Below are 14653 nucleotides of genomic sequence, written 5' to 3'. Positions count from 1 at the left end.
GGGAGCGTGAAGAATGGCACATTGCCGCCAACGAGAACAAAGGGAGGCGCGACATGGCAGGTGTGAAACAGGCGCGGGATGGGGCGGTCGGAATCCTGACGCTCGATGAGCCCGCGAGCCTGAACGCGATGACGCCGGACCTGCTCGGCGCGCTCGCCGACGCCATCGCCGGGATGACCGCCGACGAGAGCGTCCGCGCGCTGATCCTGACGGGCGAGGGGCGTGGATTTTGCTCAGGACAGAATTTGAAGGCGTCCGAGGCGCTCGGCGAGGACATCGCCGCCGGCGTGATGCGGTTCTACTGGCCGGCCTTCAAGGCGCTCCGCGAATGCCGTATGCCCGTGGTCGTCGCCGTCAACGGGGTGGCGGCCGGCGGAGGCTTCAGCCTCGCGATGGCCGGCGACATGATTGTCGCAGCGCGCTCGGCCAGCTTCATCCAGGTGTTCAGCCGCATCGCGCTGGTGCCCGATCTCGGCTCGACCTGGCTGCTGCCTCGCCTGGTCGGCCGGCAGCGCGCGCTCGAGCTGATGCTGCTCAACGAGCCGCTGACGGCCGAGCACGCCCGGGAGATCGGCCTGGTGCGGCAGGTTGTCGACGATGCCAGGCTGATGGACGAGGCCCTGGTGCTGGCGCGCCGTCTGGCCGACGGCCCGACGCGCGCTTTGGTCGCAACCCGACTGCTGGTCGAGGAGACCGAGCACGCGACCTATGAGGCCCAGTTCCGCCGCGAGATCGAGCTTCAGGCCACGATCCGGAAAAGCGCCGATGCGATCGAAGGGCGCACCGCCTTCGTCGAGAAGCGCAAGGCGAAGTTTACGGGGAGGTGAGGTGGGGGGCGGCTTCTCTCCATCCGTCATGCCCGGGCACAGCCGTCCGAAGGACGGCGTCGCTTACGCTCGCCTATGTCCCGGGCATCCACGTCTTCGTATCGGCCCCCCAAAACGTGGATGGCCGGGACAAGCCCGGCCATGACGACGAAGATAGAGATCAGTAGGAGCGTGGCGGAGCCGCAGCGCTCAGAGCGAGCGGTCGAGCCGGCTGGCCTGATATTTGGCGCGCCATTTCGGGCCGGGCCCGCGCATGTAGTGCAGCTCGGGGCGGTAGGGGTTGCCGGCGACCCGCACCAGCGTCTGCCATTTGCTGGCGACGAAGGTCAGGGGCTGGCGGAACAGGCTGAGCGAAGCAAGCAGCATGACATCGACCTCAGTGGGGCTTGCCGAGCATGGCGGTGAACGGGAGATCGAAGATCTCCTCGCCGTCGTCATCGCTGACATGGATCACCCAGTCGCGCCAATCTTCGGCACCGGGCGTATGGATCATCGAGTGCATGATCTGGGCGGCGCGGTCGCGTGCCTCGGTCAGATTGGCGACAGCGGCGCCGTAGCGGTCGATCAGCGTGCCCTCGGGGTTCGAGCAGTGAAAATAGACCTGGACCATTAGCGCCTCCTGTAGAAAGCGATTGGGACGGCAAACCGATACCACCCCAAGCATTCGCGAAACATTCGGGTCGAGCCCGGTAAGGGAATCTACGGAGATTGGTCGCCTCCAAAGTCGTTACAGGTTTAATCACAGGCAGGTGATGACTGGACGGCGCTCCGGCGCCGTGGAACAAGCGTCGCGTGGAATTCGGGGGGCCACCGTGAACCAGTTCACATTTCGGAGCGAACGCCGAAATCTGCGCGTGCTTGCAGCTTTCCTGATCGGCGCGCTGCTCAGCCCCGCCCCGTCATCGTCCGAGCCGGTCAGGAAGAGCGGCTACGCGATCGGCGCCGAGACGTGCGGCAGCGGCGATCTCGCTTTCCCCAGGATCCAGATCGACATGAAGGCGGGGTTCTGTGCCGGCCTCGTCGCCAGCGAAGAGGATCACCTCAAGTTTCCGCGTTCGATCGTCCAGGTGCCTGGCCGCGACCTGTTCGTGGTGGCCGACATGGGCGGCTGGGGCCACACCGACGGACGGCTGCTGCTGCTCGATCCGCGCGCGCCGCAGGGACAGCGATTCAAGGAGCTGCTGACGGGGCTCGAATACCCGTTCGGCCTGGTGATCGGCCCTGACAAGAAGCTCTATGCCTCGACCGCCGAAGCGATCTTCCGGTTCGATCCGCTCGCGGACAATCCGCGGGGCACGGTCGAGACCATCATCCGTCACATGCCGGGCCGCAGGATCACGTTGCCTGACGGCACCAGGCTCGACGAGAGCGCGCATCCGCTGAAGCAATTCGTGTTCGACAGGTCCGGGCGCCTGTTCGTCAATGTCGGCTCGCACAGCGACGACTGCATCACGGCGGCGCCGATCACGAAACCCTGCGCCGCGGCGGAAGGTGCCTCCGCGCTGGCATCGATCTGGCTGTTCGCGCCGCCCGCGGGTGGCGTCTTCCCGGCATTGGGACCGAAAGACCCCGATCCGCCGCACACCGTCTACGCGCGCGGCTTGCGCAATTCGATGGCGCTGGCGCTGCATCCGATGTTTCCGGATGCCGGCTACGCCTTCCTGCAAGGCGAGAACGGCCGCGACCTGCCTGACATCTTCAAGCCGAACGAGGAGATCAACGCGATCGAGCAGGGCCGGCACTATGGCTGGCCCTATTGCTACGATTTGGCGACGCCGAGCCCCGAATTCAGGTTGGTGCTGCAATCGGGAATCTACAAATCGTTCTGTACGGCCAGTGCGCTCTACAAGCCGCCGCTGTCGCTGATGCCGCCGCACGGCGCGCCGCTCGCGATGCTCTATTATCACGGCGCCAAATTCCCGGAGCTGGACGGCAAGCTGCTGGTCGGCCTGCACGGTTATCGCCCGACCGGCAGCCGCGTTCTCGTCTACGACGTCGACGACCACGGGTTTCCCAAGCCCAGCCCCCCGCCGGTGCAATATCACGTCAGCTGCGCCGCCGATCCGACCCACAGCTTCCAGACCGACGCCGGCGAGGTCGCCGCGGCGCCGTTCGAGGAGCTGATCGCCGGCTGGCACCGCGTCAACGGCGCGCGGCCGCTCGGGGCCCCCGTCGGACTGACCGTCGCGGAGGACGGCGCGATCTGGCTGGTCGAGGACAAGAACCAGACCGTGATCCGGATCGATCATGCGGCCGGCGAAGCGCCTCAGCCGCTGCCCTGCGACACGCGCAGCCAGGCCTTGATCGATCAGCTCGCGGCCTTCGTGGCCAAGGATGCGCAGAACAGCGTTCACCTCACAACCTTGCGCAAAGGGCTCGTCGAGAAGCATTGCGTCGGCTGCCATTCTGATTTCGGACTGAACGCCGGGCAATCGGATGCGGAGAAGGACAGGGCGGTGCTGCGATTCATGCTGTCGCAGGACGGCTGGATCTATCCCGGTGATCCCGACGCCGGCAGGCTGCGCACGCGCCTGCGCGGTCTCGGTGCCGAGAAGCTGATGCCGCCGGGCGGCGAGAGCCTGCCGAAGACCGAGCCCGGCTACACGCGCCTGCTCGACACCGCGGACCTGCTCGTCGCCAAAATGGTCCCGGGCACGCGGATGCGGATCAAGCCCGGCCCGCCGCAACGCAAGTTTTTCGGCAAAACCAACAAGGAATGCGGCGAAATACCGGCCGGGAAGGTCGTCGTCGTGACACAAAGGAGCGCTGTAGACAAACCCGGCTTCAGCCGATTCTTCCGGCCGGCCGATCCCTATTTGAATGGCGAGTGCACCGACGACGATGGCTATTACATCCGGCAGGAATTTCTGGTGCCTGTGCAGTAGCATCCTGCTTGTCGCGACGCCGCTGGCCGCTGCCGACACAAAGCTGTTCGACAGCGTGCAGGTGACGCCCGCCAGCGAGTACACGTTCGGTATCGAAGGGCCCGCCGCCGATCTCGACGGCAATCTGTTCGTCGTCAATCTCGGCAAGGCGGGCACCATCGGCAGATTGCCCGCGGGCGGTGCGGCCTCGGAGCTGTTCACGACGCTCCCCGAAGGCAGTGTCGGCAACGCGATCCGCTTCGATCGCAGCGGCACCATGTTCGTCGCCGACTACAAGAAGCACAACATCTTCGCGATCCCGAAGGGCGCCAGCGTAGCCGCCGTCTGGTTTCACTCCGACGAGATGAACCAGCCCAACGACATCACCGTCGCCCGCGACGGCACCATCTATGCGAGCGATCCGAACTGGAAGGGGCGCGAGGGCCACATCTGGCGCATCGCGAAGGCTGCCGACGGAACGGTGCAGGGCCAGGTGATGTCGGCGCCGCGCGCGATGGGCACGACCAACGGCATCGATCTCAGCCCTGACGGCAAGACGCTCTATGTCGGGGAATCCAGCAGCGGCCAGATCTGGTCCTATGAGATCAACGGCAACGAGCTCACCGCGGCCAAGATGGTCAAGGCGTTTCAGCCCGACACCGTCGACGGCCTGCGCACCGACGTCGCCGGCCGCCTCTATGTCGCGCGCATTCTCAAGGGCACGATCGCGCTGATGAAGCCCAATGGCGCGGTCGAGCGCGAAATCACGCTCAAGGCCAAGGAGCCGACCAATCTCGCCTTCGGCGGCAGCGACGGCAAGACCGTCTTCGTCACCCAGCGCCAGGGCGGCTTCATCGAATCCTTCCGCACCGACCAGCCGGGCCGCGAGCACTGCCTCCAGCGCGGGCGCTGCTAGAGCAGCGGTCTGCTTCTGGCGCAGGACGGTGCGGCGGAGGCGGCATTCTTCTTGCTTGCATCTGGCGGCCGCAGTGATCAAGACTCTGTGGCACCGTCAGAGCGACCACGGAGTGTTGAGTGAAAGCCGTCCATACCGAACTGCACCGCAGCCACGATCCGCAATTCTTCCTGGTTCGCGGCGTCGTCAAGCGCACCACCGAACAGCCCGAGCGCGCCGACCGCCTGCTCAAGGGATTGAAGGACGGCAAGCATCAGCTGGTCGAGCCGACCGCGTTCGGGCAGGGGCCGCGGGCGCGCATTCACAGCCCGGAATATCTGTCGTTCCTGAGCGAAGCCTGGGACGCCTGGACCGCGCTCGGCGATTCCGGTCCAGAGATGATCGGCAACATCCACCCCGTGCGGCACGCCGCGACCTATCCGACCCACATCGTCGGCAAGCTCGGCTGGCACACCGCCGACACGGCAGCGCCGATCGGCCCGGGCACCTGGGCTGCGGCCTGTGCGGCAACCGACGTCGCGACCACGGCGGCGCAGATGGTGATGGACGGCGAAGACGCGGTCTACGCGCTCTGCCGTCCGCCCGGCCATCACGCCTATCGCGACATGGCCGGCGGCTTCTGCTTCCTCAACAACAGTGCGATCGCGGCGGCGCATCTGCGGCTCAAGCACGAGCGCGTCGTGATCCTCGACGTCGACGTCCATCACGGCAACGGCACGCAAGGGATCTTCTACGCGCGGCCCGACGTCTACACGGTGTCGATCCACGCCGACCCCATCGCGTACTATCCCTATGTGTGGGGCTATGCGCACGAGCGCGGCGAAGGTCCGGGCCTCGGCACCAATCTCAACATTCCCCTGCCGATCGGCACCGGCGATGACGGCTACATGCAGGCGATGGATCTCGCGCGCAAGGCGATCGAGTCGTTCGCGCCCGGCGCGCTCGTCATCGCGCTCGGCCTCGATGCGTCCGAGCATGATCCGCTCAAGGGCCTCGCCGTCACCACGCCCGGCTTCCGCCGCATCGGCCAGGCCATCGCGAAGATGGGGCTGCCGACCGTGTTCGTGCAGGAGGGCGGCTATCTCTCCGATATCCTGGGCGCGAACTTGACCTCGGTGCTGGCGGGATTCGAAGAGGCGAGGTGATTTCTTCCTCGCCTCTCCCCGCGTAGGTCGTCATGCCCGGGCTTGTCCCGGGCATCCACGTTCTTCACCGCGTCGCACGGCGTGGATGGCCGGGACATAGGCGAGCGGAAGCGACGCCGTCCTTCGGACGGCTATGCCCGGCCATGACGTTGAGAGTGGTATCTAGAACATCCCGCTCGCCGCGAGCGCCTTGCAAACGTGCTGCATCTCGGTCTCGTCCGCGACCATGTCCAGCATGATCGTGGTCAGGCCCTTCGCCGCAAACGTCTTCAGCTTCGCGCCGATCTCCTCGTAGCTGCCGACGAGGTAGGGGCAGTCGGCCTGGAAGGTCAGGAAGGGCAGCAGCCAGTAGCCATTGTCCTGGAGTTCGCCGCTCTGGCCCTCATAGAGCCGCCGCTTCCACACGGAGTCGCTGTTCTCCACGGTGAGCGCGAGCAGCTCGCGATCGTCGGGATTGTCGCGAAAGCGTGCCTTTGCCGCCTGCCGCGCATCGTCACTTTTCTCGCGGACGAAAATTCCAAAGTTCATGCCGGGTGCGTCGAGCCCGCGATCGAGATCGGGCGGCAGCATCTGCATCTTGATGCAGCCGGTCTCCCTGGCCACGCGTTGCGCGGACTCGGACTGGCCGGCGATCAGGAATTCCGGCATCAACTCGGCCGGCAGGCGCGGACGAAGCTGCAGATTGCCGGCGCGGTAGAACCGGCCCTCGACCGTCACCGGCCGCGGGCTCGATAGCAATTGGCGCATCAGCGCGACGTACTCGCCGAGCCGGACATACCGGTCGGCATGGCTCTGCTCGTCGCCGAGGCCCTGCAGATCGCTGACCGCGGTCCCCGTGATCATGTTGAGATAGACCTTGCGGCCGTAGAGCTGCGCGAACGACGAGACGAATTTCGCTGCCGTGAACGGGTGCATGTAGACCGGGTTGACGGCGATCAGCGGCGAAGATCGGGTCGTTCCCGCCATGATGTGCTGGGCCATGGCCCAGGGCTCGACGAACACGTCGTTGCCTTCGAACAGCAGAATGCCTTCGAAGCCGTTGCGGTCGGCAAACTCGGCCACCCGCATCAGCTCGGCGACATATTTCCTGGGATCGCGGTTGCGCGAGATTGCGGGAAAGACGCGCAGCCGCGGGGGCGTCATTCAGCCGCTTCCTGGAGCGGCCAGTCATTGCGGGAGATGGGGAGGCCGCCGTCGGCACGGGAGCCGTCGGCGATCGCGAGGCGGTGCGACGGGGAGGGCGAGCACAGCGAGAAGCGCCAGCCTTCCGGATCGTCGGCGATGTCGGGCTTGAAGCTGATCTCGATGGCCTCGCGCGACACCTGCATCGCGAAGGCATCGAGCGGCAGATTGAGCCCGAAGCCCCTGGCCTTCAGATAGGCCTCCTTGAGCGTCCAGTAGTCGAAGAAGCGGTCGATCGCGGCGGGCTCCGGCAGGCCGCGCAAGGTCTCGACCTCCTCCGGCGCAAAGAAGCGATGCGCGGTCGACAGCGGTGCGACGCGCCGCGACACGGTTTCGACATCGACCCCGACGGTCTCATGCCGCGATACGACGCAGGCAACGCAGCCATCGGCATGCGAGAGGCTGAAATGCAGAGGGGTCGAGGTCTTGGGCGCTGCAACAAACGGACGCCCGTAGCGGCCGGCCCCAAACGACCAGTCCGAGGGCGCGACGTTGGGCGCAACCTTCGACAGCGCGAGCCGCAGCATGGCATGCGCGAAAATATATTGTCGCCGATGCCGCTCGAACATGAAGCGGTCCGCGCGGATCCGTTCGTCGACCGAGAGCAGGCGCCGGCACGCATCGGCCGCGCCCGGCGCATCAATGGTCTCGATCAGTCCGACAAACAATTCAATCGTGTCGTCTGCCATCAATTGGGCCTTTGGCGTCAGGCAGAGGCCAAATCCCCGGCCCTGACGGAAGAATCAACTGAGCAAGAATCAACCAGTGGACCGTTGGTAGCGGTCCACCCGGGCAATTTCTTGTCGATTTGCAGGCCGGTTTACAGACGCAAGCTTGTGCGAGACCCCAACTCGACGAGCGAGCGGCCAAATTCGAACCGGAGGCCGAAAATAAGCCTGAAGATTCCTGCGGCGTCTCCGCCGACTAGTCTTACTTTTTCTTCTTGGCCTTCTTCGACCCGCCCAGCATCGAAAGGCTGGCGTCGACGTCCTTCATTGCGGACTGGAGCTTCTTCTTCTCGTTGGTCAGCAGCTTCTGCAGGGCCTTGCGGTCCTTGTCGCTCAACGAGGTACCCTTGGTAAACTTGATGAAACCCATAATGCACTCCCCCGGTTGAAAATAATCGTCCAAATCAAATCGCGAGAATAATCTTGCGCGCTGGCGCCAAATAATCAAGATGCAACTTGCTCATTCACAGCTTTGACGAGTGAACTCGTATTCGCTTGTCCTGTACGGCCGGTCATGCCGCCTTGCGAGCGAGCAGCTGGCCCAGCGGCGTGTTGGGCTGGCTGACGGCGGCGCCGAGCAGCGCGGCAAGATCATCCATCCATCCACCGACCGTATCGCCGCCGAGCAGCTCGCGCTTGTAATTGCATGAACCGGTGATTCCGTCCGGGCGCTCCTTGAGCATCAGCGACAGCCAGGTCTGGTCGATCGGCAGCACCGGCTGGCCCTCGCGCGCGACGTTTCCGATCGATTGCACCGCAATGTCCGGCAAATCGAGCGGCTGACGCAGCGGATTTTGCAGCGTGAAATAGACCTGGAGCAGCGCGGCCGGATCGATTCCCTCCTGCTCGAGACGGTCGGCCAGCATGTTGAACGGCAGCTCCTGCCGCGCATGCGCATCGAGCACGCTCTGGCGTACCCGGGCCAGGGCCTGCGCGAACGACAGATCCGGCGTGATCGTCGTGCGGACGATCACCGTGTTCTCGAACGGACCGATGATTCGGTCGGTGTCCGGCTGGGCGCGATTGGCCATGGCGGTGGCGACCGAAATGTCGGTGCGGCCGGTCTGCGCCAGCAGCAGCGCCTTCAAGGCGGTGAGGAGGCACATGAACAGAGTGCCGTTGTGCTGACCGGCGAACGTCGTGAGTCGCGCGATCAGATCGGATTCGAACCTCAGCGGATGGTGCCCGGTGGATGCGCTGGGGGATGCCTCGCCCTCGAAGATCGGAACGGCGCCGCGCAGATTCTCCGTCCATTCGGCGGCCTGGCGGTGAGCGGCGTCGGTGCCGCACCACCATCGCTGCCAGCGTGCGACGTCGGAGAAGGCCGGCGGCGGCTTCGGCAGCGGCGCCGCAGCGCGCCCGGCCAGCGCCGCATAGCGGCTCGACAATTCCTCGAACAGCACGCCGATCGACCAGCCGTCGGCCACGGCGTGATGCAGCGTCAGCAGCAGCACATGTTCCTCGGCATGCAGTCGCAGCAGGCGCGCCCGCAGCAGCGGCGGCCGCGCGGTGTCGAACGGAGCATAGGTTTCCTGCTCGATCAGGAGCTCGATCTTCCTGAGTTCGAGCGCCTTGCGCCGCTTGTTGTTGTGCACTCGCCCGTCGCCAATGGCCTCGACGGTGAGGACGGGACCGAGCTCGCTCGCGGTGGCGATGCGGCTGACGGGCTCGTCGCCGTTCCAGCCGAACCCGGTCCGCAGCGATTCGTGACGGCGCACGATGTCGCCGAACGCTTGCGCGAGGATGGCCGGATCGAGCGCGCCATCGAGCCGGAACGCGAAGGGCAGGTTGAACAGCGGCAGGCCCGGCAGGTTCTGCTCGATCCGAATCATCTGGTCCTGCGCGACCGAGAGCGTCGGTGGTCCGCTTGCGACCAGACGCGACAGGCTCGCGGCGGGCACGGGTGGCTTCGCCGCCGTGGCCTCGTCGAGCCGGCGGGCGAGTTCCTCGACCGTCGGCGCCTCGAAGATGGTCTTGATCGGCAGCGACACGCCGAGCGCCCGGGCGATGCGCGCCATCACCTGGCCCGCCAGCAGCGAATGACCGCCGAGGTCGAAGAAATTGTCGGTGATGCCGATGCTCTCGACCTTCAGCAGGTCGATCCAGATGTCGGAGAGCACCTTTTCGGTGAAACGCCGCGCCGGCACGGCCGCAGCCGGGCCGGAACTTTCCTGTTGTGCAGGCGCCAGCAGCGCGGACCGGTCGATCTTGCCATGGGCGTTGAGCGGCACCTGATCCAGGAACAGGAAGGCGGACGGGATGGCATGCCCGGGCAGCCGGCTCTTCAGGAAGTCGCGTAATTCGCTGGCGCTGATCCGGCTGTCGGGGTTGGCGACGATATGGGCGATCAGCCTGACATCGCCGCCGGATTCGCGGCGCGGCTCGACGATGCCGGCGCGCACGCCCGGATGGCCGGCAAGCGCATTCTCGATCTCCTTGAGCTCGATGCGGTAGCCGCGGATCTTGACCTGATGGTCGGCGCGGCCGAGGCATTCGATCGTGCCGTCCGTGCGGCGGCGGGCGAGATCGCCGGTGCGGTACAGCCGGGCGCCTGCCTGGCGCGAGAACGGATCGGGCAGGAAGCGTAGCCGGCTTTGTGCGGGATCGTTGACGTAGAAGCGGCCGACGCCGGCGCCGCCGATGCAGAGCTCGCCGGTCACGCCGGTCGGCTGCGGCTGGAGATTTGCGTCGAGCACGTAGAGCTGCGTGTTCGGCAGCGGCGCGCCGACCGGAACGTTGCCGGTCGCGATCGCCGGCGCTTTGGTCAGGCGATGCAGCGACACGTCGTCGGAACATTCCGACGCGCCATAGGCATTGATCAGCGGCACTTTCGGGCAGCGCGCGAACCAGGCCCGGCAGAGACCGACCGGCAGCGGCTCGCCGGTCGAGATCAGCAGCCGCAGCTTCGCGAAGGCGCGGCGGATCTGCGCCTCGTCCATGCGGTCGAGGATCACGCGCAGCAGCGACGGCACGATCTCCAGCACGGAGATGTCTTCGCGCTCGATCTCCCGCGCAAGCAGGATCGGGTCCTGGACGATCGCGTTGGCGCAGACATGCACGCGCGCGCCCACCATCGGCCCGGCGAGGAACTGCCAGACCGAGATGACAAAGCTCTGCGGCGCGGTCTGCGCGATCACGTCCTTCGCCGACAGTTTCAGTTCGGAAATCAGCGACGCCAGATGGTTCGACAATCCGCGCTGCTCGATCATGACGCCCTTCGGCGCGCCGGAGGAGCCGGACGTGTAGATGAGATAGGCAAGGCCGTCGGCGCTGCGCCGCGCGGCACGGGCGGGCCTCGCCGCCATCGGCGCGGCCGTGTCGTCGAGCTCGGCGACCAGGATGCGCCCGACCAGCGGTTCGAGCAGCGAGCCGACCATGGATGACTGCGCGCGGCCGGTCAGCAGCATGCTTGCGCAGCTCGATCCGAGAATGGTTGCGAGCCGCGCCGGCGGCTGCTCGGGATCGAGATTGAGGAAGGCCGCGCCCACGCGCTGCACCGCGATCATCGCGGCGAGCAGGTCCGGGCCGCGCTCCGCGAGCAAGGCGACCACGGTCTCGGGCCCGGCGCCTTCGCGGGCCAGCCAGCGCGCAATCGCGTGGCTGCGGCGCGCCAGCTCGCGATAGCTCATGGAGATGCGGCCGTCCGACACCGCAATGGCGTTCGGCGTCTTCCTGGCGTGGCGATCGAAGCGTTCGCTCAGATTGCCGCGGGCGGTGAAGTTGGCCGGCACGCCCCGGCCGTCCGCCAGCAATTGCCGGCGTTCGGCCGCGGTCAGCAGCGGCAGGCGCGAGATGCGCTGCTCCGGATTGGCGATGACCGCCTTCAGCAGCGTCCTGTACTGCGCGGCCATGCTTTCGATCGTCACCGCGTCGAACAGATCGGTGGCGTATTCGAAGAAGCCGGTGAAGCATCCCTCGGCCTCGACCAGTTCGAGCGTGATGTCGAAGCGCGCCACCCTGGGATCGACCTCCAGCCGCCGCGTCGACAGGCCGGGGAAGCGCGCCGCCTCGATCGAGGCGTTCTGCAGGATGAACATGATCCGGAACAGCGGATTGCCGTCCGTCCTTCGCGCGATCTGCAGCGCGCGCAGCACCTCCTCGATCGGCAGGTCCTGGTTGCGGTAGGCATCGAGCGTGACCTGGCGCACCCGCCGCAACATCTCGCCAAAGCCGGGGTCGCCGCCAAAGTCGTTGCGCAGGATCAGGGTGTTGGCGAACAGCCCGATCAGCCGCTCGCTCTCGATCTGGTTGCGGTTGGCGATCAGCGATCCGGTCGCGACGTCCTCGTGCGAGGTGTGACGGAACAGCAGGCACTGGAAGGCGGCGAGCAGCGTCATGAACGGCGTGACGCCCTGCTCCTGGCTCAGCGCGCGGATATCGCCCGAGAGGGTTTTGGAGAACTCGAAATAGTGGCGGGCGCCGCTGCCGGTCCAGACCTCGGGCCTTGGCCGGTCCGTCCGCAGCGGCAGCGTGGTGACCCCGTCGAGCTGGGCCTTCCAGAAGTCGAGCTGCTCCCTGGCCGCCGGCGTCTGCGCCCAGCTCTGTTGCCAGAGCGCGAAGTCGCGATACTGGAAGGTGGGCGAGGGCAGCGCCGCCACGCTTGCCTTGCGGGCGGCGGCGTAGTGCGCGGCCAGCTCTTCCCAGAACAGCCGCTGCGACCAGCCGTCGGTGACGAGGTGATGGATGTTGACCACCAGCGCATGGTTGGTCTTGTCGAACGACAGCAGCGTGACCTTCAGCGGCGCCTCGCGCGCGAGGTCGAACTCATATTGCGCGAGCTTGAGCGCCTCCCGCCTGACGACGGCGGCCTGCTTGCTCGCGGGGCACGGCTTGAGCTTGATCCGCTCGAACCGCGGCGGCGATGGCAGCACGCGCTGCGCCGGTTCGCCCTGCCGTTCGACGAAGACCGAACGCAAGGCTTCGTGGCGTGCGCAGATCGCGGTGAGGCCCGCGGAAAGCGCGGCGACGTCGACCGCGCCCTTGAGCACCGCGACCTCGACGACATTGTAATTGTAGCGCGTCGGGTCGAGCCGCGAGAGCACGTACATACGCTGCTGCTGGAACGACAGCGGCGCGTCCGCTGCCGCAGCAGTGGTCTGGCGCCAGGCCGGCAGTGCTTCGCGGCGCGTTGCTGCGGTCTCCAGCCGGGCCGCAAGCGCGGTGACCGTGGCGCAATCGAAGATGTCCTCGAACGAGAAGTCGACGTTGAAGCGTTCGCGCACGCGCGAGCGCATCTGCGTCACCGCCAGCGAATCCGCGCCGAGCGCGAACACGTCCTGATCGACGCCGACCTGCGGCAGCTCGAGGAGGCCGGCCCAAATGTCCGCGAGCTGGGTCTCCAGCGTGTTGCGCGGAAGCTGCGCGTCATGGCTGTCGCCCGGCGCTGCGATCAGATCTGCCAGCGCGTTGCGCTTGACCTTGCCGCTGGCGCCCTTGGGCAGCGCCGCCACGCTGCGGATCAGGCTCGGCACCTTGTAGGCCGCAAGGCGTTTGCGTGCAAACTGGCGCAGCTGGTCCGAACTCGCCTCCGAATTCGGCCGCAGCACCACGACGGCCGCGACGTTCTCGCCGAGCTTTTGGTGCGGGACGGCGAACACGCCGGCCTCCAGCACCGCCGGATGGCTCAACAGGACGTCCTCCACCTCCAGCGGCGAGACCTTCTGGCCGCCGCGGTTGATGACGTCCTTGATGCGGCCGACGATGAACAGATAGCCGTCGGAATCGAGATAGCCGAGATCGCCGGTCCTGAACCAGCCATCGCGGAAGGCGGTCTGCGTCGCCGCCTCGTCATTATAATAGCCGCGCGTCATGTTGGCGCCGCGCAGCACGATCTCGCCGTGCTGGCCGCTCGCGCGCGCACGGCCCGTCTCGTCCATGATCGCGATCTCGGGCCCCGCGGCGCGCCCCACAGATCCGACCTTGCGCAGCTCGAACGGATTGGCCGCGATCTGCGAGGCCGCCTCCGTCATGCCGTAGGTCTCGAGCACGGGGACGCCGAACGTCGCCTCCAGTCCGGCAAGGATCGCGGGCGCAAGCGAGGCCGAGGCGGAGCGGATCACGCGCAGCGACGAGGCCCGGGCGCGGTCGGGGTCGGATTCCGCCGCCGTCAGCAGCGCGCGATGAATGGTCGGCACTGCCGTGTACCAGGTCGGTTGCAGCGCCCGCATCCAGCCGAAGAAGGACGCGGCGTCGAAACCTTCGGTGCAGATCACGCTGGAGCCGGCGGCGAGCGCAGTCAGCAGGCCGGAGATCAAGCCATGCGCGTGAAACAGCGGCAGGACGTTGAGCAGGCGATCATGGGGCGTGAGCGAGAGCACGCGGCCGGCATTCTGGGCGGAAAGGCACACATTGCGATGCGTCAACGGCACCATTTTGGGCCGCGCCGCCGTCCCCGACGTCAGCAGGATGAAGGCGTCGTCGTCTTCGCGCGAAGCGCCGCGCGTGCTCGCCGGCCCGACGGACGGGCCGATGAACGTGCCGCCGCCGAGATCGTCCTTCGGCCCCGGCACGAAATCGATCACTGCGATATCGAGCACCCTGGCGACGTCGCGGCTGGCAGAGTTCATATCGGCGCGGGTGACGAGCGCGGTCAGCTTTAATTCGCTGAAATAGCGTTGCAGCTCGTCGGCCGTGAGGTCGGGATTGACGGGCACGCAGGCGCAGCTCGACGCGACCGCGATCAGCGCCAGCGCACTGTCCGCTCCGCGCGGCAGCGCGACGGCAACCCGGTCGGCGGGTGCAATGCCGAGACCGCGCAGCGTGCGCACCATGTCCTCGATCCGCTCGCCAAGCGCACCATAGAGGAGGGCCGGCCGGCCAGGGGCGAGAAGGGCGGGCGCCGCAGGCATCCTGCGTGCGTAGAAGTCGAGGAGGGCGCCGATATGGGAAAAGGCCTTCGCTTCGAGGCTCGCGCCGGCCGATCCCGCTGTGGATGCAATGTCCGACAATGCCATTCCCTTTTGATCTGATTGGGCTATTCTTCCCAAGAGTT

10 protein-coding genes are annotated in these 14653 nt (G+C 66.6%); 4 read left to right on the top strand and 6 right to left on the bottom strand.

Annotated elements, in window-relative coordinates; translation table 11 throughout:
• Window positions 1-53: 53 nt before the first annotated feature.
• Window positions 54-827, top strand: a complete 774-nt coding sequence (locus JQ617_RS29505; protein ID WP_212029389.1) for an enoyl-CoA hydratase-related protein — start codon at window positions 54-56, stop codon at window positions 825-827.
• A gap of 189 nt (window positions 828-1016) precedes the next feature.
• Here JQ617_RS29505 and JQ617_RS29500 read toward each other — a convergent pair whose 3' ends face one another.
• Window positions 1017-1193 (bottom strand): hypothetical protein, encoded by a 177-nt coding sequence (locus tag JQ617_RS29500; protein WP_167358308.1) that lies wholly within the window; start codon window positions 1191-1193, stop codon window positions 1017-1019.
• Between the two features lie 10 nt (window positions 1194-1203).
• On the bottom strand, window positions 1204-1437 hold the full coding sequence (locus tag JQ617_RS29495) for a DUF6894 family protein (protein WP_212029388.1): 234 nt from the start codon (window positions 1435-1437) through the stop codon (window positions 1204-1206).
• Between the two features lie 202 nt (window positions 1438-1639).
• On the opposite strand from JQ617_RS29495, the gene JQ617_RS29490 reads away from it, so the two are divergent.
• The 3 genes from JQ617_RS29490 (at window position 1640) to JQ617_RS29480 (ending at window position 5752) form a co-directional block, all read left to right on the top strand.
• Window positions 1640-3712 (top strand): PQQ-dependent sugar dehydrogenase, encoded by a 2073-nt coding sequence (locus JQ617_RS29490; protein ID WP_212029387.1) that lies wholly within the window; start codon window positions 1640-1642, stop codon window positions 3710-3712.
• Complete coding sequence (locus tag JQ617_RS29485) at window positions 3669-4607, top strand: SMP-30/gluconolactonase/LRE family protein (protein ID WP_212029386.1); 939 nt, start codon at window positions 3669-3671, stop codon at window positions 4605-4607. The genes JQ617_RS29490 and JQ617_RS29485 overlap by 44 nt, the downstream gene beginning before the upstream one ends.
• Window positions 4608-4726: 119 nt before the next feature.
• The gene (locus JQ617_RS29480) at window positions 4727-5752 is read left to right on the top strand and encodes a histone deacetylase family protein (RefSeq protein ID WP_212029385.1); all 1026 of its coding nucleotides are present in this window, start codon (window positions 4727-4729) and stop codon (window positions 5750-5752) included.
• 162 nt (window positions 5753-5914) lie between these two features.
• On the opposite strand, the gene JQ617_RS29475 is transcribed toward JQ617_RS29480, so the two are convergent.
• From JQ617_RS29475 to JQ617_RS29460, 4 genes are all read right to left on the bottom strand, one after another.
• Window positions 5915-6895, bottom strand: a complete 981-nt coding sequence (locus JQ617_RS29475) for an LLM class flavin-dependent oxidoreductase (protein WP_212029384.1) — start codon at window positions 6893-6895, stop codon at window positions 5915-5917.
• Window positions 6892-7623, bottom strand: coding sequence for a 4'-phosphopantetheinyl transferase family protein (locus JQ617_RS29470; RefSeq protein WP_063692422.1), 732 nt, complete (start codon window positions 7621-7623; stop codon window positions 6892-6894). Before JQ617_RS29470 ends, JQ617_RS29475 begins: the two co-directional genes overlap by 4 nt.
• A 241-nt stretch (window positions 7624-7864) precedes the next feature.
• Window positions 7865-8032: a hypothetical protein gene (locus JQ617_RS29465; RefSeq protein WP_167358307.1), complete on the bottom strand. Its 168-nt coding sequence runs from the start codon at window positions 8030-8032 to the stop codon at window positions 7865-7867.
• A 142-nt stretch (window positions 8033-8174) separates the two neighbouring features.
• Entirely contained in the window at window positions 8175-14615 is a 6441-nt protein-coding gene (locus JQ617_RS29460; protein ID WP_212029383.1) for a non-ribosomal peptide synthetase, read from the bottom strand.
• Window positions 14616-14653: the final 38 nt, after the last annotated feature.

The organism is Bradyrhizobium sp. KB893862 SZCCT0404 (assembly GCF_018130885.1).
In the GTDB taxonomy this organism is placed as follows: Bacteria; Pseudomonadota; Alphaproteobacteria; order Rhizobiales; family Xanthobacteraceae; genus Bradyrhizobium; species Bradyrhizobium stylosanthis.
The sequence above is the reverse complement of the archived record's forward strand: the minus strand, read 5'-3'. Positions and strand labels throughout refer to the sequence as shown.

Excerpts from the sequence above, each read along its gene's own strand:
- JQ617_RS29505 (WP_212029389.1), top strand. The coding sequence starts at position 54 with ATGGCAGGTGTGAAACAGGCGCGGGATGGGGCGGTCGGAATCCTGACG.
- JQ617_RS29500 (WP_167358308.1), bottom strand. The coding sequence starts at position 1,193 with ATGCTGCTTGCTTCGCTCAGCCTGTTCCGCCAGCCCCTGACCTTCGTC.
- JQ617_RS29495 (WP_212029388.1), bottom strand. The coding sequence starts at position 1,437 with ATGGTCCAGGTCTATTTTCACTGCTCGAACCCCGAGGGCACGCTGATC.
- JQ617_RS29485 (WP_212029386.1), top strand. The coding sequence starts at position 3,669 with ATGGCTATTACATCCGGCAGGAATTTCTGGTGCCTGTGCAGTAGCATC.
- JQ617_RS29475 (WP_212029384.1), bottom strand. The coding sequence starts at position 6,895 with ATGACGCCCCCGCGGCTGCGCGTCTTTCCCGCAATCTCGCGCAACCGC.
- JQ617_RS29470 (WP_063692422.1), bottom strand. The coding sequence starts at position 7,623 with ATGGCAGACGACACGATTGAATTGTTTGTCGGACTGATCGAGACCATT.
- JQ617_RS29465 (WP_167358307.1), bottom strand. The coding sequence starts at position 8,032 with ATGGGTTTCATCAAGTTTACCAAGGGTACCTCGTTGAGCGACAAGGAC.
- JQ617_RS29460 (WP_212029383.1), bottom strand. The coding sequence starts at position 14,615 with ATGGCATTGTCGGACATTGCATCCACAGCGGGATCGGCCGGCGCGAGC.